Source organism: Anaerocolumna sp. MB42-C2 (genome assembly GCF_030913705.1).
In the GTDB taxonomy this organism is placed as follows: Bacteria; Bacillota; Clostridia; order Lachnospirales; family Lachnospiraceae; genus Anaerocolumna.
Genome location: NZ_CP133190.1, coordinates 2,873,523 through 2,893,269, shown reverse-complemented (window position 1 = coordinate 2,893,269; position 19,747 = coordinate 2,873,523). Strand labels below are relative to the sequence as shown.

18 protein-coding genes are annotated in these 19,747 nt (G+C 38.7%); all 18 read left to right on the top strand.

Annotated elements, in window-relative coordinates; genetic code table 11:
* Positions 1-48: 48 nt before the first annotated feature.
* The 18 genes from RBU59_RS12625 (at position 49) to RBU59_RS12540 (ending at position 19,216) form a co-directional block, all read left to right on the top strand.
* Positions 49-2,133 carry a sodium-translocating pyrophosphatase gene (locus RBU59_RS12625; RefSeq protein ID WP_308148224.1) on the top strand — a complete coding sequence of 695 codons (2,085 nt, stop codon included), beginning with the start codon at positions 49-51 and terminating at the stop codon, positions 2,131-2,133.
* A 218-nt stretch (positions 2,134-2,351) separates the two neighbouring features.
* Complete coding sequence (locus RBU59_RS12620; protein WP_308148223.1) at positions 2,352-3,047, top strand: hypothetical protein; 696 nt, start codon at positions 2,352-2,354, stop codon at positions 3,045-3,047.
* A gap of 65 nt (positions 3,048-3,112) precedes the next feature.
* Complete coding sequence (locus RBU59_RS12615; protein WP_308148222.1) at positions 3,113-3,373, top strand: 4Fe-4S double cluster binding domain-containing protein; 261 nt, start codon at positions 3,113-3,115, stop codon at positions 3,371-3,373.
* Positions 3,374-3,683: 310 nt separating this feature from the next.
* Positions 3,684-5,084, top strand: coding sequence for a dihydropyrimidinase (gene hydA, locus RBU59_RS12610; protein ID WP_308148221.1), 1,401 nt, complete (start codon positions 3,684-3,686; stop codon positions 5,082-5,084).
* A 4-nt stretch (positions 5,085-5,088) separates the two neighbouring features.
* Positions 5,089-5,772: an aspartate/glutamate racemase family protein gene (locus tag RBU59_RS12605; RefSeq protein ID WP_308148220.1), complete on the top strand. Its 684-nt coding sequence runs from the start codon at positions 5,089-5,091 to the stop codon at positions 5,770-5,772.
* 58 nt (positions 5,773-5,830) lie between these two features.
* Complete coding sequence (locus RBU59_RS12600) at positions 5,831-6,427, top strand: hypothetical protein (protein ID WP_308148219.1); 597 nt, start codon at positions 5,831-5,833, stop codon at positions 6,425-6,427.
* A gap of 106 nt (positions 6,428-6,533) precedes the next feature.
* On the top strand, positions 6,534-7,403 hold the full coding sequence (locus RBU59_RS12595; protein WP_308148218.1) for an energy-coupling factor transporter transmembrane component T family protein: 870 nt from the start codon (positions 6,534-6,536) through the stop codon (positions 7,401-7,403).
* 51 nt (positions 7,404-7,454) lie between these two features.
* Positions 7,455-8,315: an energy-coupling factor ABC transporter ATP-binding protein gene (locus RBU59_RS12590; RefSeq protein WP_308148217.1), complete on the top strand. Its 861-nt coding sequence runs from the start codon at positions 7,455-7,457 to the stop codon at positions 8,313-8,315.
* A gap of 19 nt (positions 8,316-8,334) precedes the next feature.
* Positions 8,335-9,171, top strand: coding sequence for an energy-coupling factor ABC transporter ATP-binding protein (locus RBU59_RS12585; RefSeq protein WP_308148216.1), 837 nt, complete (start codon positions 8,335-8,337; stop codon positions 9,169-9,171).
* Complete coding sequence (locus tag RBU59_RS12580) at positions 9,168-10,778, top strand: N-acyl-D-amino-acid deacylase family protein (protein WP_308148215.1); 1,611 nt, start codon at positions 9,168-9,170, stop codon at positions 10,776-10,778. Before RBU59_RS12585 ends, RBU59_RS12580 begins: the two co-directional genes overlap by 4 nt.
* On the top strand, positions 10,775-11,983 hold the full coding sequence (dpaL, locus tag RBU59_RS12575; protein ID WP_308148214.1) for a diaminopropionate ammonia-lyase: 1,209 nt from the start codon (positions 10,775-10,777) through the stop codon (positions 11,981-11,983). Before RBU59_RS12580 ends, dpaL begins: the two co-directional genes overlap by 4 nt.
* A gap of 12 nt (positions 11,984-11,995) precedes the next feature.
* On the top strand, positions 11,996-13,789 hold the full coding sequence (locus tag RBU59_RS12570) for a sigma-54 interaction domain-containing protein (protein WP_308148213.1): 1,794 nt from the start codon (positions 11,996-11,998) through the stop codon (positions 13,787-13,789).
* A complete protein-coding gene (locus RBU59_RS12565; protein WP_308148212.1) occupies positions 13,773-14,957 on the top strand; it encodes a YgeY family selenium metabolism-linked hydrolase in 1,185 nt (394 codons plus the stop codon). The genes RBU59_RS12570 and RBU59_RS12565 overlap by 17 nt, the downstream gene beginning before the upstream one ends.
* A gap of 242 nt (positions 14,958-15,199) precedes the next feature.
* Positions 15,200-16,063, top strand: coding sequence for a GNAT family N-acetyltransferase (locus tag RBU59_RS12560; RefSeq protein ID WP_308148211.1), 864 nt, complete (start codon positions 15,200-15,202; stop codon positions 16,061-16,063).
* Between the two features lie 163 nt (positions 16,064-16,226).
* On the top strand, positions 16,227-16,889 hold the full coding sequence (locus RBU59_RS12555) for a YkgJ family cysteine cluster protein (RefSeq protein ID WP_308148210.1): 663 nt from the start codon (positions 16,227-16,229) through the stop codon (positions 16,887-16,889).
* Positions 16,890-17,285: 396 nt separating this feature from the next.
* Positions 17,286-17,789, top strand: coding sequence for an RNA polymerase sigma factor (locus tag RBU59_RS12550; RefSeq protein ID WP_308148209.1), 504 nt, complete (start codon positions 17,286-17,288; stop codon positions 17,787-17,789).
* A complete protein-coding gene (locus RBU59_RS12545) occupies positions 17,743-18,375 on the top strand; it encodes a hypothetical protein (protein WP_308148208.1) in 633 nt (210 codons plus the stop codon). Before RBU59_RS12550 ends, RBU59_RS12545 begins: the two co-directional genes overlap by 47 nt.
* Positions 18,376-18,523: 148 nt before the next feature.
* Positions 18,524-19,216: a class I SAM-dependent methyltransferase gene (locus RBU59_RS12540; RefSeq protein WP_308148207.1), complete on the top strand. Its 693-nt coding sequence runs from the start codon at positions 18,524-18,526 to the stop codon at positions 19,214-19,216.
* Positions 19,217-19,747 lie beyond the last annotated feature (531 nt).

The following is a 19,747-nucleotide window of genomic DNA, read 5'->3' as shown; positions in this document are numbered from 1 at the left end:
TTATAATGTATAGTAGTCTTAAATAAACTTTACGTGGAGGTATTTTTAATGAATGCAATTTATTTTGTAGCATTGGGATCATTGGCGGCAATTATTTTTGCTTTATGTATGTTCCTACGTGTTAAAAAGCAGCCGGAAGGCACACCGGAAATGGTCCGCATTTCCGAAGCTGTCAGAAAAGGGGCGAATGCTTACCTGAAACGACAGTATACAGGAGTCGCATTATTTTTTGCAGTTGTCTTTTGTATTTTATTGATTATGGCGTTTTGCGGATACTTAAGCTTTTTTACTCCTTTTGCATTTTTAACGGGTGGTTTTTTCTCCGGCTTGTCAGGTTTTATCGGTATGAGTACGGCTACTATGGCGAATAACAGAACTGCCCAGGGAGCTTCATTGAGTTTGAATAAGGGACTCAGAGTCGCTTTCTCAGCCGGGTCGGTTATGGGTTTTACGGTAGTTGGACTCGGTCTTTTAGATCTTTCCATATGGTATTTGATCTTGAACGGAGCGTTTCATAATCTGCCTGTAGATGAACGTATTACCCAGATCACTGCCAATATGCTGACTTTTGGAATGGGTGCCTCCAGTATGGCCCTTTTTGCCAGAGTTGGCGGAGGTATCTTTACTAAGGCTGCCGATGTGGGTGCCGATCTTGTCGGTAAGGTAGAGGCAGGAATTCCGGAAGATGATCCACGTAATCCGGCTGTTATTGCTGATAATGTAGGTGATAATGTAGGAGATGTAGCCGGTATGGGTGCTGACCTTTATGAATCTTATGTAGGTTCCATTGTATCAACTGCGGCGCTTGCAGTTGCGGCAGGTTATGGAGTAAGTGGTGTTTCTGTACCGATGATGCTGGCTGCAATTGGGGTAATTGCATCAATCATTGGTTCCTTTTTTGTTAAGACAAAAGAGGGCGCCTCTCAGAAGAATCTTCTCCAGGCGCTTAGAACAGGTACTTATATCAGTGCCGTACTTATTGTTATTGCAGCCTTTTTTGTAATTAAGTTACTGCTTCCTGACCATATGGGGCTGTATATTGCTATTCTTTCAGGATTGATTGCGGGTGTTTTGATCGGAGCAATCACGGAATATTTTACATCTGATACATATAAACCAACCAAGAAACTGGCCGATTCCAGTGAAACAGGAGTTGCTACTGTAATTATAAGCGGATTATCGTTAGGAATGCTTTCTACGGTTGCACCGGTTGTAATCGTAGGTATCTCAGTTCTTGTAAGTTACTATTGTTCCGGCGGTTCAAGTGATTTTAATGCCGGACTTTACGGGATAGGCTTATCCGCTGTCGGAATGTTATCCACTCTAGGTATTACGCTTGCTACCGATGCCTATGGACCGATAGCTGATAATGCCGGTGGTATTGCCGAGATGACACATATGGAATCTTCTGTTAGAGAAAGAACGGATGCGTTGGATTCCCTGGGCAATACAACTGCTGCCACAGGGAAAGGGTTTGCAATTGGTTCCGCTGCCTTAACAGCTCTTGCACTGATTGCTTCCTATATTGATAAAGTACATCAGATCAAACCGGATTTGAATCTGGATTTGGCAATTACCAATCCAAAAGTGCTTGTTGGATTGTTTATCGGAGGTATGTTACCTTTCTTATTTGCAGCACTTACCATGGATGCGGTTGGAAAAGCAGCGCAGTCAATTGTAATCGAAGTTAGGCGCCAGTTTAAGACGATTGTCGGAATACTGGAGGGCAAAGCAGAACCGGATTATGCTTCCTGTGTCGATATGTGTACAAAGTCGGCTCAAAAGCTGATGGTTGCACCGGCAATGATAGCTGTTATCATTCCTATTGTAGTGGGTTTACTGATGGGACCGGAGGGTGTTGCAGGCCTTCTTGCCGGTAATACAGTTACCGGTTTCGTTCTTGCTATTATGATGGCTAACTCTGGCGGTGCCTGGGATAATGCCAAGAAGTATATTGAGCAGGGTGCGCATAGCGGAAAAGGAAGTGACCAGCATAAAGCAGCGGTCGTAGGTGATACGGTAGGTGATCCTTTCAAGGATACCTCAGGACCATCTATCAACATTCTGATTAAACTAACCTCCATGGTTTCCATTGTTTTTGCAGCACTTATTGTAGCAAACTATTTAATATAATTAAAAAATATTTTCCTAAATAAAATTTTATTATAAAAGAACAACAGGCACCTTGCATATTTATTATTTGCAAGGTGTTTTTTATTTGAGCTCTATAGATATATAGCGTTAAAATTAAAATAAAACATGGTATGTTTTATTCCAGAATTAGAAAAATGTAGAAATATAAAAGTTTTTATAATATAATATATATATTACAAAAATGAGGGAGGTTCTATATGAAAAAAATATGTATAATTATAGCATTTATATTGTGTTTGGGTTTAGTGGGTTGCTCTACATCTAAAAATGATAGTAGTGATGTTGCAGTTAATTCTGACGAGGTTAAAAAAATGGAACAGAAAATTACTGACCTTGAAAAAGAAAATGAAGATTTAAAGGCACAGATCAAAGAATTAAAGGATACTGAAACAGCAGTTAAGGATAACCAAACAGAGGCAACGACTAGTGAATCAACAGAAACAGAAAGTAATACTTCTATAAAAGAGATTAAAGAGGGAGATACTATATCAACAGACAGAATGAAAATAAAAATTAAGAAAATCGAGTTAACATATGATGTTCTTCCTGATGATACAAGCGGTTTTTACACACATTATGCGGCAGATTCAGGACAAGTATATATTCATGTTGATACAGATGTAAAGAATAAACAAAAACAGGATCTTGCATGTGATGATATAATGACTATCCAAGCAGATTATAATGATGGATTTACCTATGATTCATTTACTGTTCCAGAAGATTCTTCTACAGGATTTACATATTCTAATATTACAACAATTCAACCTTTGCAAACAATGGGTATTAGATTCCTAATTGATTGCCCAAAAGAAGTTGAAGAAGAAAATAATCCTTTGTCATTAATTTTTACAGTAGACGATAAAAAATATAAATATATTCTAAGAAAATAAATAATCCTAACAACAAAAAAATTGGAATATTTAATTAACAATTTCAGCAAAATTGACAAGGCAGTATGGTATGGCTTAGTGTTATTCTAACCGAGCTGGAGTTGGAAGAAGATCAATTATTAGAACCAATCTGTAATGATTGCAATTTATGTGTAGATATTTGTCCTGTTCACGCAATAGATAATGTAGAAATAAATCAATCTGCCTGTTGGGATTATGCTTTTGGAGAGGTGAAAAAAGACTGGCGGATCAGCTGCCATAAATGCAGGGATATCTGCCCTTATAACTTTGGGGTAAAAAATAAGGAACTGAAGAGATTAATTTAGTTTAAACAATTATTTTTATAATTCAATAAGCTCTCTTGAAAAAATTTAAAAAAAAATTTTAATAAAAATTATCATTTTAAGAATTGTTTTTTAGCTTGATTCTCAATATGGGAATATTTTTACAATACATTTCTCAAAATGAGAATTGTGTATCAAAATAGTGAAAATACCTATATTGACAGTATATTTTCCGTGTGTTATACTCTAGAATATCTTATAGAAGTAAAATAAAACGACAGTGAGGTTGTTAAAACCTGGCTGTCGTTTTTTTAATTCAATTATGGTACATAAAAAAGAAGGGATAAGAGAAATGTTAGATTATATCATTAAAGGCGGAATGGTTGTGACAGCCGGCGGGGTATGCCAGACTGATATTGCAGTAGCGAAAGAGAAGATAGCGGCTTTGGGTGAAGCTTCCGTATTAGGGGAAGCGGTGGAAATCATTGATGCATCCGGTAAATATGTACTTCCGGGTTTGATTGATCCGCATGTACATATTGCGGCACCTTTTATGGGGTGTACCGGGCCGCTGGATTTTTACAGTGCCAGCAAAGCGGCGGCGTTAGGAGGAGTTACATCCATTATTGATTTTACGAATACACAACCTGGAGATTCTGTTCTTCAGAAGATAGAGGAAAGAAAATCAGAAATGAGAAACGCAGCCATCGATTATGGAGTACATGCCAAAATTGTGGAAGCAACGGAAGAAATACTGGGAGAAATTAAAGGTATGGTAAAAGCCGGATGTCCAACGCTTAAAATGTTTACCACCTACCGTAAAGCCGGTGTTATGATTCCGGACGAAGATATTCTTCGTGTCATGCTGGAGGCCAAAAAGTGGGGAGCAAGACCGGGGGTACATGCGGAAGATAATGCAATCTCAGAATACAATGATGAACAGTTCGAGAAACAGGGTAAGACAGACTGGAAATACCATTACCTGTCAAAACCTCCGGTGGCAGAAGGGCTTGCAACGGCCAAGATGATTTATTATGCAAAATTTACAGGCACTGAGTTATATATCTTTCATGTCACCTGCAGGGAAGCCTTAAAATCGATTATAGATGCCCAGGAGGAGGGATATCCGATTATCGGGGAAACCTGCCTGCATTATCTGAATCTGACAAAAGAAGTGATGGATGATTATAATACCGGATTCCGCTATATCTGCAGTCCTCCGCTTCGTGATAAGGAAGATAATAAAGCATTATGGGAGGGACTAAAAAAAGGAAATCTCCGTGTGGTAAGCTCCGATAACTGTTTATATGATGATAAAGAAAAAACCGGATTTCTTAAGAAGGATACGTCAGGTAATTACATTCATGATTACAAAAAAATCGCAAACGGAGTAAGCGGTTTGGAAGAACGGTTATCCGTTCTAATGACAGAGGGTGTCGGTACAGGCAGAATAAGTCTTGAACAATTGTCGGAGATTACAAGTACCAATCCGGCGAAGATATTTGGTATGTATCCTAAAAAAGGTGTGATCCAGCCGGGAAGTGATGCGGATCTTGTATTAGTTGATCCGGAGGCGGCAGGAATATTATCTGCGGAAACTTTGCACTACGGAATTGATTCGTCCATTTATGAAGGAAAAAAAGTAAAAGGGCTGCCGGTACTTACCATGCGTCGTGGTGAAATCATAGCAAAAGACGGTAAATTTCTGGCTAAACCGGGTACGGGAGAGTTCCTGCACCGTTCCTTGAGGTAAAAGAATGAAAAAAATTTTAGTTATTAATCCAAACAGTTCGTCTAAAATGACACAGGATATTAAGGAAACGATTGACAAGGAAAAGTTTACTGCAGAAATAAAAGTAATCAGTTTGGAGCGGTCCCCTCAGGTACTTGAAAGCTCCGCGGATTATACGGCAGCCGGTGCCGAAATGATTAAATATTTGAAAGAGCATAATATGACGGTTTATGATGGTATCCTGCTTGCCTGTTTTGGGGATCCCTGTCTGTATTCCTTAAAGGAGACAGCGCCGGTGCCGGTTATTGGTATTGCAGAAGCGGCTTTCTCAAGGGCATTGCTGTTAGGGTATAAATTCAGTGTATTAGCCGCCAGCAGTAAAGCACAGCCAATGATGGAAGCACTGATTGACAGTTATGGGCTGCAGGCACGAAATGCGGGTACGATGACAATAAATACCCCAATCGCAGAATTTCTGTCTGATACCTCTGTATTAGAGGAAAAACTACTTGAAGTAATTCATAAAGCAAAAGAAAAACGGGCGGAAGTGGTAATCTACGGATGTGCCGGAATGACAATGGTTTCAAAGAAAAAGATTATGGAGATAACGGGAATATCGGTTATCGACCCGGTGATTTCGGGGGTATCAACACTCTTAGCACTGCTTGGGGATCGTGATGCTATATCCAGAGCGGGTCTCTATTTATAAGGAAAGCCAATACGCATAAGCGAGGCAATAAATACATACACCATAAGGAGGAAGAAATATGAATATTTGGAAACTTGAAGAGGGCGAAGTTAGAAAGCCGGGGTTGGCACATTTTGTAATGATGGCATTGTTTACCGGGGTAGGTATCGTAGTCGGTACTTTTGGAAGTCTTGCCGTGTCCATTGGACCTGTTTCCTGTTTTTGGCCTGGTCAGGCAATCCAGTCGGTAGGTTGTATCTGGTACGGCGGCTGGGGAGCGATTGCAGGAGTAGTATTCCCGATGATATCCAATGCGATTTCCGGTTCGGCAGCTTTACCGATTTCCCTGGCGTACATACCGGGAAACCTTGCCCAGGCAGCATTTGCAGGATATTTTTTCCGCAAGATGAAATGTAATCCTAAGTTAACCAGTACAAAAGACTATTTGGTTTTCCTGATTCTCGGTACGTTGATTGCCAATATTATCGGAGCAGCAGAAGGAAACCTTGTATTACTGGCATTTGGTATTATTACACCGGCAGGTATTCCCCTAAACTTCCTCGGTTGGTTCTTGGGCAATACGATTGCATCTGCAATTTTGGGAGTTATCATGTTAAAATTCCTGTCTCCCCTTGTTATGAAAACTAGAACATTTTGCAAAGGCTTATGGGCATAAAGAAAAGTGCATATACGGTAGACGGGCAGCATTCCTGCTGCCCAATCTTATATCCATTAATTATTAAAATGAGAAAAAAATGAAATGTCTTGGAAGGATGTTAATTATGAAACACGAAAATATGAGAAAAACGGTTTTAGGTTATGTGCCGATTAAATCCCCAATCTATGTGCTGCATCCGGTATCCAGAATCATATTATATCTGGTTATGAGTTTTATCCCTCTGCTGATTCAGATGCCGGAAATAAATCTGGTACTGTTGCTTGGCACACTCTGTTTATTTAAAATAGCACGCATTGATATGAAGCAGCTAAAAATATATGTTCCTATGATGATTTTAGTAGCTTGCTTTATCACTTTTTCTTATACGGTTTTTCCGACCAAATTAGACGGCGAAATTCCGGTCCTGCTATTTGGTTTTAAATTATATCGATTCTCCATATTATGGGCAGTAATGGTATATATAAGGATTATCACTTTGCTGCTGGCATCTATTTTCTTTTTTTCAACGAATCGCGAGAGAGATATTCTGGTTGGACTTCGTTGTATGAACGTACCGTTTGTAGTATCGTATTTCCTTGGATTAACCCTGCGCTCGGCAGGAATGTTTTTAGAAGACTACGGAATTGTAAAGGAAGCAGAAAAAGCAAGAGGTCTTGATATGGAAAATGAAAAATTCCTTACCAAAGTAAGCCATTTTCCCATGTATATGATTCCGTTGTTTACCTTGGCAATCCGGCGTTCGGAGGACATCAGCACAGGTCTTTATGCAAAAGGTACGGAAATCAAAGGAACCTATAAAGGGCAAAAGAGACCGGATTATTTAAGGACAAAATTTAAAAGAACTACATTGGATTATATTGTTTCGGTCTGTTCCATTGCAGTTTTTATAGGTGTGGTGTCCTTAAAAATTTCTGTAAATATTTTTGCATTAAAAAATTCAATTTTAAATGTTTGGTTCGGAAGCATTTTATAGGGGTATGGCCTTATAGGAAGCATTAAGGCATGTGAAAGAATGGAGGAAATTATGAACGCGGTTGAAATAACTGATTTATGTTGGAAATACGATGGAGCGAAGGATTATATTTTTGAACATTTAAATCTTATCATCAGGGAAAATATATTTATGGGTATCGTAGGTTCCAATGAATCCGGTAAAACTACATTGGTCTCCTGCATTAAGGGAATTATTCCTAACAGTATGACGGGCATTTATAAAGGTAAGGTAACTCTTTTCGGAGAACACGTAAAGGATTGTGATTCCCGTGTGATTTCGGAAAGTGCGGGTATGGTTTTTTCGGATCCGGATGCCCAATTTACGACTATGAGCGTGGAAGAAGAGATCGCATTCGGTCTGGAGAATATTGGTATACCTGTAGAAGTGATAGAAGAAAGAATAAAGTGGGTGAGTGAAATCTGTCATTTGGAGGATTTACTTGAAAAACCTCCTTTTGATTTGTCAGGAGGCCAGAAGCAGCGTGTTGCCATTGCTTCGGTATTGGCGGCAAAACCGAAGATGATAATTCTGGATGAGCCAACATCCATGCTGGATCCAAAATCCAAAGACGAAGTATTTGAAATTTTGGAGATTATAAAGAAAACATTAAATATGACAGTTGTTGTTATTGAACATAATATTGAAAAAATAGCGGAATTATCCGATGAGGTGGTTTTAATGAAAGACGGTAAGATCGTAAGACATATGGAAACCAGGGATTTTTTTAAGGATGTTGCTTTATTAAAGGATAATAGCCTAAAAGTGCCGGAAGGGATAGAACTGATGTATTATCTGTATGATAAATTTGGAATTAATAAAACAGGGCCGGTTAAATTGGAAGAAATTACAGAAGAAATCAAAGGTCTGCTGGCAGAGAGAAAAGTGGGGTAGTAACGGGATGGATGTTAACATGGAGAAAATAATAGAGGTAAAAAACCTGACTTTTGCTTATGATGACGGAACAGTGGCCTTGGAAGATATAAATATAACCATTCATAAAGGGGAATTCGTAGCTTTGATCGGACAGAACGGATGCGGGAAAACAACTCTGTCAAAATGCCTGAACGGAATCTTAAAACCTACCAAAGGTGAAGTCATCGTTGGCGGTCTGCATGTAGAGCTGAAACCGAAAGTAAAAGACCTGGTAAAAAATATCGGTTATGTATTCCAAAATCCGGACCACCAGTTGTTTAATTCCAAAGTATATGATGAAATTGCATATGCTCCGAGAAACATCGGGTTATCGGAAGAAGAAGTAGACAAAAGGGTAAAAGAGGCGGCGGCTACGGCAGGTGTTAAAGAAGAGCTGTTTGATGAACAGCCGGTATTATTAATGAAAGGTTTGCGTCAGCGTGTTGCGATTGCTTCTATCCTATCCTTAAAACCTCAGGTAATCATCGTAGATGAACCAACCACAGGCCAGGACTACAGACAATCTTTGGAGATCATGGAATTTTTAAAAGAACTGAATGAGAAACACGGTCATACCATTCTCATCATTACTCATGAAATGCATATCGTTGCACAGTATGCAAAAAGAATTATGGTAATGAAAAAAGGTGAGATATTTATGGATGGAACCCCGTGTGAAGTATTCTCACAGCCGGAAAAACTAAAGGAGGGTTATGTTAAGCCGCCTATGGTAACACGTATGGCACAGTTAATTGATAAAACGGGAGCACATGATGGAGTTATTAATATAGAAGAACTAAAGGAATTATTGGAAGAAGGAAGAATTGTATTATGAAAATCTTGATCAGAAACGGTTATATTGTGGACGGCACGGGTGAAAATGGTTTTTATGGCGATGTACTGATCCAGGATGATACGATTATAGAAACAGGAAAGGTTTCACAAAAAGCAGAGAAAGTGATAGAAGCAGACGGACTGATTGTGGCACCCGGTTTTATTGATACACACAGCCACAGCGATCTGGAGATTCTGATCCATCCGGAAGTACTTCCGAAACTGAAACAGGGTATTACCACAGAAGTACTGGGGCAGGATGGCATATCCATGGCGCCGCTTCCACTTGACTTTGTGAGTCCGTGGCGCAAAAATCTGGCCGGACTTGACGGGGATACCGAGGAGATTAACTGGACTTATCAGGATACAAAACATTATCTTGAGATGATAAAGGAAGCAAAACCTGCTTTAAACGTATGTTATCTGCTGCCTCATGGTAATATCCGCATGGAAGCCATGGGACTTGACAACAGACAGCCGGATAACAGAGAACTGGATCGGATGAAAGAGATTGTACGCAGGGAAATGCAGGCGGGGGCCATTGGCATATCCGACGGATTAATTTATATGCCCTGTGCTTATTCCCGGATAGAAGAAATCATTGAAATCTGTAAAGTGGCCGTCGAATATAACGGTATCTATGTTGTACATCAGAGAAGTGAGGCCGATACCATACTCGATTCCATGGAAGAAATAGTCCGTATTGGTAAAGAAAGCGGGATTCCCATTCATTTTTCCCATTTTAAAGTCTGCGGAAAGAAAAACTGGGATAAGATCAGTCAGGTAATAAAGATTCTGGACAGATGTAAGGAAGAGGGAATAACCGTATCCTTTGACCAATATCCTTATGTGGCGGGAAGTACTATGTTGGGAGTTATTTTACCGCCATGGGCTTTTGATGGCGGTACGGACAGACTGATGGAAAGATTATCCGACCCCGCAGAACGGGAGAGAATGATTTGTGATATTACACATGGAATTCCAGGCTGGGATAATTTTGTGGATTTTGCCGGGCTGGACCAGATATTTATAACCAGTGTAAAAACAGAAAAAAACCAGGATACGATCGGACTTAACTTGATAGAGCTGGGAGAACTCCGTGGCAGGGATCCTTACCAGGCTGCCTTTGATCTGCTGCTGGAGGAAGAAAATGCTGTGGGAATGGTTGATTTTTATGGGAAAGAGGAGCATGTTGCATTATTTATGAAACGGCAGGAAATGAATGCCTGTACCGACGGATTATTGGGAGGAAAACCCCACCCCAGGGTATATGGTGCATTTCCTCGCATTTTATCCACCTATGTCAGGGAAAAAAACGTATTATCCTTAGAGGAAGCTGTCTATAAAATGACTTATAAAGCCGCTCAGGTTATGCATTTAAAGAGTAGAGGGAAAGTAGCACCGGGATATTTTGCAGATATTTGTATCTTTAACAGGGACACCGTGAAAGAGAAAGGCACCTTTACGAATCCGGCACAATATCCGGAGGGGATTGAATATGTGCTGGTAAATGGAAGTATAGCGGTAGAAGAAGGAGAATTTACGGGTATCCGCTCCGGAAAAGTATTGCATAGAGCAGAAGGTCCCTATGAGGAGAAAATATTATGACCGACAAAATAAAATGGGTACTGAATACCTTACCAAAAACAGAAGATAAAAGGTTAAATATAATGGAGTTAGCTGAGGTAAGAAAAGCAAGGACCTTTCATGAAAGTTTCCCCCAATATAAACCAACCCCCCTTGCAGAACTGAAAGAGATGGCTTCGTTTTTACATATAAATTCCTTAATGATTAAAGATGAGTCTTACCGTTTTGGATTAAAAGCCTTCAAAGTATTAGGCGGTTCCTATGCCATGGGCAAATACATTGCAAAAAAAACGGGGAGGGATGTGAGTGAACTGCCTTATCAGGAGCTTACTTCAAATAAATTAAAAGAAGAATTCGGCCAGGCTGTTTTTTATTGTGCAACGGATGGGAATCACGGACGGGGAGTGGCATGGGCAGCCAATAAGTTAGGACAGAAATGTGTAATTTATATGCCTAAGGGCACTACCGTGACAAGGCTTAAGAATATACTTAAGGAAGGCGCCAGGGCGACAATAGAAGAGGTAAATTATGATGCCTGTGTCCGTATGGCAGCGACAGCTGCCGGAAAAGTAACTAATGGCGTTATTGTTCAGGATACGGCCTGGGGCGGTTATGAAGAAGTTCCATCCTGGATTATGCAGGGATACGGTACGATGGTTATGGAAGCGGATGAACAATTTGTGAAAGCAGTAGGCACTGCCCCAACCCATGTCTTTGTCCAGGCGGGTGTCGGTTCCTTGGCCGGTGCCGTGCAAGGTTATTTTACTAATAAATATCCTGAAAATCCACCAGCAGTGGTAGTTACGGAAGCTTCGGAGGCCGCCTGTATTTATGAAAGTGCTAAAACCGCGGACGGAACGATACGTGTGATTGATACGGATATGCCAACGATTATGGCGGGTCTGGCATGCGGAGAACCCAATAGCCTCTCCTGGGATATATTAAAAAACCATACGGCTGCTTTCCTGTCCTGTCCGGACTGGGTAACGGTAAAGGGAATGCGTATGCTTGCGGCACCGCTTAAAGGAGATCGTCCGGTTACATCAGGAGAATCCGGTGCAGTTCCGTTCGGTGCCCTTGCTGCAATTATGACTGAGGAGGATTATATTCCGCTTAAAGAGGTCTTAGGCCTAAATAAAGATTCAAAAGTATTGTGTTTTTCTACGGAGGGAGATACTGATCCGGTACGGTATCAAAATATAGTCTGGAATGGATTAAACCAATGAAAGAGGTGTGATATGACGCGATTACGAAAGGTACAGGAAGCAGTGGTTCAATATGCTAAGATCATGGCAGAAGTTGTTCAGGTAGATGTTGTAATTGTGGATACGGATTTTTTCAGAATTGCAGGTACCGGTATTTTTGAGCATGAAATCAACACCTATGTAGGAGGTACGGCTTTTGTATTTGACTATGTAATACATAATAAAAAACAAATGATTATTGATCAGCCGGGCAGTCATGAACTATGTAGTAAATGCCCGAATCAGGGAAACTGCAGTGAAAGTTATGAAATTTCGGCTCCGATTATGATGGGAAGAGAAGTCATCGGTGTGATTGGCCTTGCCTGTTTGACCCAGGAGCAAAAGGAACATATAAAGAAAAAGCAGTCCACTTACCTGGAATTTCTGCGGCAGATTGCAGATATGATTGCTGCTAAGGTAATGGAACAGGAGGAAAAGGAAAGAAACCGTGAATTGAATTTGATATTACAGGAAATGGTAAACCAGGTTGACCAGAGTGTTCTGGTACTTGGGGTTAACAATAATATACTTACTGCCAATAAAGCGGCAAGGAAGCAATTGCAATTAGAGGAAGAGGATGAATTACAAAAAGAAATCGTAGCTATTCAGGAAACCGGGGACAGTGTGAATCATTTACGGGAATATCTGCTTACAATCCGCAATCATAAATATACGGTACTGGGTTCCTTATATGATATGAAAAACTGCAGTGATACAGCCAGCAGTATGCTTTTATTCAGCGATATCAGGGTATTGCAGAACCAGCTATATGAATACAGCCAGAAGGCAAAAGCATATAGTGAGGAAGGAATAATAGGCAGCAGTGCCATAACAAGAGATTTGACTAAAAATATTAAAAAGATTGCAAAGTCAAATACAACCGTATTGATTACGGGAGAAAGCGGAACCGGTAAGGAAGTTGTGGCGAAAGCCATATGGAAAGAAAGTGACCGGGCGGATAAGCCGTTTGTTGTGATTCATTGTGCTTCGATTCCGGATGCAACCATGGAATGCGAACTTTTCGGTTATGTAGCCGGAACGTTATCAGGAGCAGACCCGTCCGGCTGTATGGGACAGTTTGAACTTGCCGATAATGGTGTTATTTTTCTGGATGATATCAGTGATCTTCCCTTGCATTTACAGGGAAAGCTGCTTCGCGTACTGCAGGAGCACCGCATAACAAGAGTGGGTTCGAACCAGAGTATTCCCATCAATGTCCGTATTATTGCGGCATCAAACCGTAATCTTCATGAAATGATGGAGAAAAAGGCTTTCAGGGAAGACCTTTATTACCGGTTAAATGTAATTCCGCTTCATGTGGCACCGTTAAGGGAGCGCAAAGAAGAAATTGAAGAATTTGTTTTGTATTTTATTCATAAATATTGCAGGCTTCAGGAGAAAAAATTCAAATATATGGACCCGGAGGTTATGAAACTCCTGAAACGGTATGATTGGCCGGGTAATGTCAGAGAATTACAAAATGTTGTGGAATTTATGGTAAGTATGATGGAAAATGACGGTCTGATCGAAAGATATAATCTAAATCTGGATTTATGGAGTATTACTGCCGGAATGGAAGATCAGTATGTACATACCATCCGGGAATTAGAAGAAAAAGAAATACAAAAAGCCATCTGGATCTATGGAGATTCCACGGAAGGAAAAAGGCGGATTGCACAGAAACTGGGCATAGGTATGGCAACATTATACAGAAAGTTAGACACTTATAAAATCGGAAGTGTCAATACGGATGGGATGGGAGAGTACGAAAATGTTAGCGGAAGATGAGAAGAAAGAATTGATTTATTTGTGCCAGGCACTTATTCGGGAGAGAAGCTATTCGGGAGAGGAAAAAGGTGTTTCCGAACTGCTAAAAGATTTTATGACAGAACATGGCTATGACGATATTTATGTAGATAAGTACGGTAATACTATCGGACATATCAAAGGAAAGAAACCGGGGCCCAAACTTCTATTCGACGGTCATATGGATACAGTTATAGTAACACAGAGCGAAAAGTGGATTTGCGATCCTTTTTTCGGAGTAATTCAGGACGGTAAACTGTATGGAAGGGGAAGCTCGGATATGAAAGGAGCTTTATCTGCAATGGTTTATGCGGCATATGACTTCGCGAAAGAAACCGATAAAAATTTTGCAGGGGATATTTATGTTGCCGGTGTTGTACATGAAGAATGTTTTGAGGGGGTTGCGGCCAGAGAAGTCAGTGCTTATGTAAAACCGGACTATGTTATTATTGGAGAGGCGTCCGGGCTTAATTTAAAAATCGGGCAGCGGGGCAGAGCGGAAATTATTGTAGAGACGTATGGAACACCCGCGCATTCCGCCAATCCGGAAAAGGGAAATAATGCAGTTTACCAGATGGGAAAGGTGATTGAGGTCATCCAGGCAATAAAACCGACAGAACATCCGGTGTTAGGCAAAGGAATTCTGGAGCTTACGGACATTAAATCAGAACCCTATCCGGGGGCTTCTGTTGTACCGGAATACTGCCGCGCTACTTATGACAGACGGCTGCTGGTGGGGGAGACCAAGGAAAGTGTACTTGCTCCGATTCAAAATGTATTAGAACAGTTAATGAATGAGAATAAAAATATTACTGCTAAAGTTTCCTATGCTGTTGGTAAAGAGCAATGTTATACCGGGCAGATGATTGAGGAAGAACGGTTTTTCCCCGGCTGGTTGTTTGAGGCATCCGAACCCTATATCCAGGACATATGGAGAGAATTAAAAGCCAATGGGTATAACCCGGAAATTACCCAGTATAATTTCTGCACAAATGGAAGCCATTATGCGGGAGAGGCAGGAATTAAGACAATCGGACTTGGTCCTTCCAGAGAAAATCTGGCGCATACGATTGGTGAGTATATCGAACTGGATCAGCTTGTGAAAGCAGCCGACTGTTATAAGATTGTTATGAAAGCCTTGTTAAAATAGAACGTGACCAAGCCAATGTGGTTTTCATACTGCATTGGCTTTATTTTGTGGTGGCTTTATCTTTTAACAACAGTTATAATTATGATAGATTATTAAGTTATTACAGTTTAGTCCAATGTAATTAAGTTATAGCAATTGAGGTTATTATAATTAAATGATTACAGTTGAGTTATTATAGCTAAATTATTACGGTTAAATTACTACAATTAAATTATTGAGTTATAGTATTATAGGGGGAAATTATGAATGTCGTAATAAAGAAAGATTATCAGGAAGATGATGTTTTAAGAAAGTCTTTTAATGAATTAGCAGAGAAAACGTTTGGACTTAATTTTGAAAACTGGTACCGGGACGGTTATTGGACCTCAAGATATGTTCCTTACTCAGTGATATCGGATAATAAAGTTATTTCTAACATATCTGTTAACAGGATGGATTTTGAGTACAATAATGAGATCAGGCACTACATACAGCTTGGTACGGTGATGACAGAGAAAGAATACAGAAAACAGGGATATAGCAGAAGGATAATGGAAGTTATACTGAAAGAATATGCCCAATATGACGGTATATATTTATATGCAAATGACAACGTGCTTGAATTTTATCCCAGGTTTGGTTTTATAGCCGCTAAGGAATACCAGTATTATACGACTGTTAAGTTAACAGGGGAGCGGAAGGTGGAACAGGTACCCATGAAAACAAAGAAAGACTGGGAGTATTTTTTAGAAGAGAAAAGGAAAAGGAACAGCTTGGGGTTAGCAGCTATGAAAAATGATGGTTTGCTGATGTTTTATCTGACCCAATTTATGCAGGACAATGTTTTTTATATTGCAAAGCTGGATGCTTATGTTATAGCTGAAGTGAAAGAAGATACACTGGGACTGTTTGATATTTTTGCGAAAGGACAGATTTCTGTGAGGGACGTATGGGAGGAATTCGGAAAAGAGATTAAGAAAGTTATATTTTCATTTACACCCCAGGATACCACTGGGCTTATCCGGTTTGAAGTGCCGGTAGAAAATAATACCTTTTTTATTCTCGGTAATAAACTAAAGACGGATATGAGAGAGATTAATAGTTTTCCGGAACTATCACACGCTTGAAATTACATAGGAATACTATTTATTTCACCGCATAAAAGCAACTCTATAAGCGGGAATCGTTGTAATACGGTTAACCAGGCTTTGCAGGCGGAAGTAATTATGCTATAATAAATTCGAAAAATATGTAAACAACGATATAGATACAACAAGAGAGGAATTTTTAATGAAAAGAAACTGTAGTCTGGACGAAATATCGGATGGAAAGCTATATGGTATAGACGATTTGGTGGAAGCTAATTGCAATGGCTGTAAGGGAGCAGCAGCTTGCTGTCATAGAATGGGTAAATCCATAATATTAGACCCTTTTGACATATACCGGTTAAATGTCAATCTGAATCTTACCTTTGAGAAATTGCTGGCGGATAAAATCGAACTTAATGTAGTGGACGGTATTATCCTTCCCAATCTTAAAATGACAGGGTTATACGAGAGCTGTGCTTTTCTGAATAAGGAGGGCAAATGCAGTATTCATGTTAACAGGCCTGGAATCTGCAGAATATTTCCTCTGGGACGGTTTTATGAGAATCATGGATTCAAGTACTTTTTACAGATAAATGAATGTAATCATAATTCAAAAACAATGAAAAAAGTCAGTAAATGGATCGATACACCGGATTATAAGAGAAATGAACAGTTTATAATTGACTGGCATTATTTTTTAAATGATATAGAAGAAATAATTAAAAATATCCAGGATGAAAACCAGATCAAAAATATTAATATGTTTCTGTTAAATACTTTTTATATAAAAGAATATGATACTGTTGCGGATTTTTATACCCAGTTTAATGAGCGTTTGGCTGGAATAAGGAAGGTCATAGGATAAAAAAAGTCGTAGACTTAGAAAATAACAAATTAAAAAGTAATAAACGGAGAGAAAACAATAAACTAATTAAGTAATAAAAAAGTAAGAAATATAATAAAAAAGTAATTTAAAAAGAAAGTAATTTAAAAAGAAAGTAATAGGTTAATAAGAAGTAGATAAAAAATAATGCATAAAAAATAGAGCTGTAGCAAAATTTTTAAGATGCGCTTTACGGGAGAATATAACAAATATTCCGGGAACAAGCTGAACTTTAAGATTTTACAACAGCTCTATTCTTGTGACGGAGCAATATGGAATAAGAAATAATAGTTTTATCTAATAAAATATTGTGACAAAACGGAATATGGAGTTGTTTTATGTATGAGAACTTACAAAAGTAGGAAAGGAGGCAAACATTTGAAAGCCGATATTATGGAAATATTTGAGGAAAACAAAAATATGGTTTACAGAATTGCACTTAATTATACGAAATCAGTTCCGGATGCAGAGGATATAAGTCAAATTGTATTTATGAAATTATTAGAAAACATGGACCGGTTGGAAGACGGAAAAGAAAAAGCCTGGCTGGCAAAGGTTACTGTAAATGAGTGCAAGAACCTTTTAAAATCATTTTGGAGAAAAAATGTTGGATCCATTGAACAGGAGATAGCATTTGAAACACCGGAGCAAAGCGAAATATTTAATTATATTATAAAGTTACAGACAAAATACCGTGTAGTTATCTTACTGTATTATTTTGAAGAGTATTCGACTAAGGAAATTTCAGAAATCTTAGGTATCAGCCAATCACTTGTTACTACCCGGTTACAGCGTGCCCGTAAAAAATTAGAACCGATTTTAAAGGAGGAATATCATGAAAACTTTATACAAAGAAACCATGGAACAAATCAAAATGTCTGATGAATGTTCAAAAAAGATTGAAATTGAATTGTTAAATTTGATTGATAGAAAAAATTCGGGAAAGTATTACAAAAACAGATTTATACAAAAAAGTACGGTCGCTGCTTTACTGATCATAGTATTTGGAATAGTTTCTGTCACAGGAATAATCGCATATGCATCGGATGGGAAAATAATTAGTTTTGTTTATTCTTTTTTTAGTGGAGGCGGAATTACCTATGAAGAGGGTAACAGCAAAGAGTCTAAGTCATCGGTAATAATTGATTCTGAACCTAAATCACCGGTAGAGTTAATCGGGGGAAGATTATATTATATTGCTGATGGAAACCAACTGGATATAACGGATAAAATCTCAGATAGGATACCCTTTATTGCGGAAATAAAAGACAGTGAAAATAACATTCATAAGTTTATTATTGGTGGTAAAGCGATGGATGATTGTTATGGTTATGTCGAAAATATTTTTAATAAAGACGGGACTTATGCAGGTGGTACAGGCTGGTTTGGCAGTAAAATCTCTTACAGTGAAGAGGAAAAACCGGAATGGTTGTTGAATGGGGAAGTTTTATTGGGAATTAAACGATAACTATGAGAGAAGTAAGCATATGTGCTTATTTTTATTAATAAAAATGTTTGAGGTGGTTTTTAAGTTAAATAGAAGATAAACTAATTGTATGATATAGACTTTAGTTGTGAATGATAGGATAAATAATGATAGAAAAGGGGATAATTAATTGAGCAATTTTGATAATATTAAGAAATGGATGGAAGAGACAAGAGAAGAATCGTTAGAGGAAATGGGCGGATTTTTTAGGGCAAGAGTTGACGGATACGAGTCTCATATGGATCCTTGGAAAGACTATTATAAATGGATGGCTGATCTAATACCGGAAAGTTCACAAACATTATTAGATATTGGTTGCGGAACAGGTTTGGAGTTAGATGAGATCTTTAAAAAATATCCGGATATAAAGGTAACAGGGATTGATTTGGAATCTTCAATGTTACAGAAATTGAAAGAGAAACACAGAGATAGGAAGCTTAATCTGATCTGCGGCGATTATTTTATTGAATCTTTTGGAGTCAGCAAATATGACACAGCCGTTTCCTTTGAAACACTGCACCATTTTAGGCCGGAAAAGAAAATAAAAGTTTTTAGGAAGATATATAATAGCTTAAAAACAGGAGGATGTTACATAGAAGGAGATTACGCCGCGGAATCAGAAGAAATGGAAGTTTATCTTTTTGAAGAATTAAAAAAAAGAAAAGCAAAAAATCACATACCTGATAATGTATTGGTACATTTTGATACACCACTAACATTAGAACATGAAATGCTGCTGTTAAAAAAAGCTGCGTTTAAAGAAGTTATTTCATTAGGGGACTATGTAGCAAATAATACAATGATGATAAAAGCGATTAAATAATTTAAGACCTAAGCACACGGGTGTAATGATAACATTGTAAGCTTCAAAGGAAAATGCCAATTGACAAATATAAAAAATTATGATAGCATTTGGAAATAAAATAAATAAAAGGCTATGAAAAGAAGAATAGATAATGAAATAGGTCACAGAGAGCCTCGTTTGGTGGGAAGAGGTACTAAAAGCATTATTGAAATAAAGACTTGGAGCCGCGTACCGACTGCATCTATATATTTATGCTGAGGCTACGATGGGAGCGCCCATTACAGCGTCAGAGTATCGGTATTAACATTTTAATACTCGTACTTGTAGAGGTCTATATCGTGAGATGTAGATGAAACAGGGTGGTATCACGAAGCTTTGCTCTCGTCCTTGAATAAAAATCAAGGAAGGGGGCTTTTTTTATCGTATAGAAAAGTTCGTCTTAGTCAAAAAAACCCTCCGGGGGATGCACATGAACAAGCGAAAGGATAATATCATTTAGAAGATTGTTACTACCGTAACAACGGATCAGCGTCAGAGGCTGTTACTGAA

What these genes read in the sequence shown, in the direction of transcription:
- RBU59_RS12625 (WP_308148224.1), top strand. Translation starts at nt 49, where the DNA reads ATGAATGCAATTTATTTTGTAGCATTGGGATCATTGGCGGCAATTATT.
- RBU59_RS12620 (WP_308148223.1), top strand. Translation starts at nt 2,352, where the DNA reads ATGAAAAAAATATGTATAATTATAGCATTTATATTGTGTTTGGGTTTA.
- RBU59_RS12615 (WP_308148222.1), top strand. Translation starts at nt 3,113, where the DNA reads ATGGTATGGCTTAGTGTTATTCTAACCGAGCTGGAGTTGGAAGAAGAT.
- hydA (WP_308148221.1), top strand. Translation starts at nt 3,684, where the DNA reads ATGTTAGATTATATCATTAAAGGCGGAATGGTTGTGACAGCCGGCGGG.
- RBU59_RS12605 (WP_308148220.1), top strand. Translation starts at nt 5,089, where the DNA reads ATGAAAAAAATTTTAGTTATTAATCCAAACAGTTCGTCTAAAATGACA.
- RBU59_RS12600 (WP_308148219.1), top strand. Translation starts at nt 5,831, where the DNA reads ATGAATATTTGGAAACTTGAAGAGGGCGAAGTTAGAAAGCCGGGGTTG.
- RBU59_RS12595 (WP_308148218.1), top strand. Translation starts at nt 6,534, where the DNA reads ATGAAACACGAAAATATGAGAAAAACGGTTTTAGGTTATGTGCCGATT.
- RBU59_RS12590 (WP_308148217.1), top strand. Translation starts at nt 7,455, where the DNA reads ATGAACGCGGTTGAAATAACTGATTTATGTTGGAAATACGATGGAGCG.
- RBU59_RS12585 (WP_308148216.1), top strand. Translation starts at nt 8,335, where the DNA reads ATGGAGAAAATAATAGAGGTAAAAAACCTGACTTTTGCTTATGATGAC.
- RBU59_RS12580 (WP_308148215.1), top strand. Translation starts at nt 9,168, where the DNA reads ATGAAAATCTTGATCAGAAACGGTTATATTGTGGACGGCACGGGTGAA.
- dpaL (WP_308148214.1), top strand. Translation starts at nt 10,775, where the DNA reads ATGACCGACAAAATAAAATGGGTACTGAATACCTTACCAAAAACAGAA.
- RBU59_RS12570 (WP_308148213.1), top strand. Translation starts at nt 11,996, where the DNA reads ATGACGCGATTACGAAAGGTACAGGAAGCAGTGGTTCAATATGCTAAG.
- RBU59_RS12565 (WP_308148212.1), top strand. Translation starts at nt 13,773, where the DNA reads ATGTTAGCGGAAGATGAGAAGAAAGAATTGATTTATTTGTGCCAGGCA.
- RBU59_RS12560 (WP_308148211.1), top strand. Translation starts at nt 15,200, where the DNA reads ATGAATGTCGTAATAAAGAAAGATTATCAGGAAGATGATGTTTTAAGA.
- RBU59_RS12555 (WP_308148210.1), top strand. Translation starts at nt 16,227, where the DNA reads ATGAAAAGAAACTGTAGTCTGGACGAAATATCGGATGGAAAGCTATAT.
- RBU59_RS12545 (WP_308148208.1), top strand. Translation starts at nt 17,743, where the DNA reads ATGAAAACTTTATACAAAGAAACCATGGAACAAATCAAAATGTCTGAT.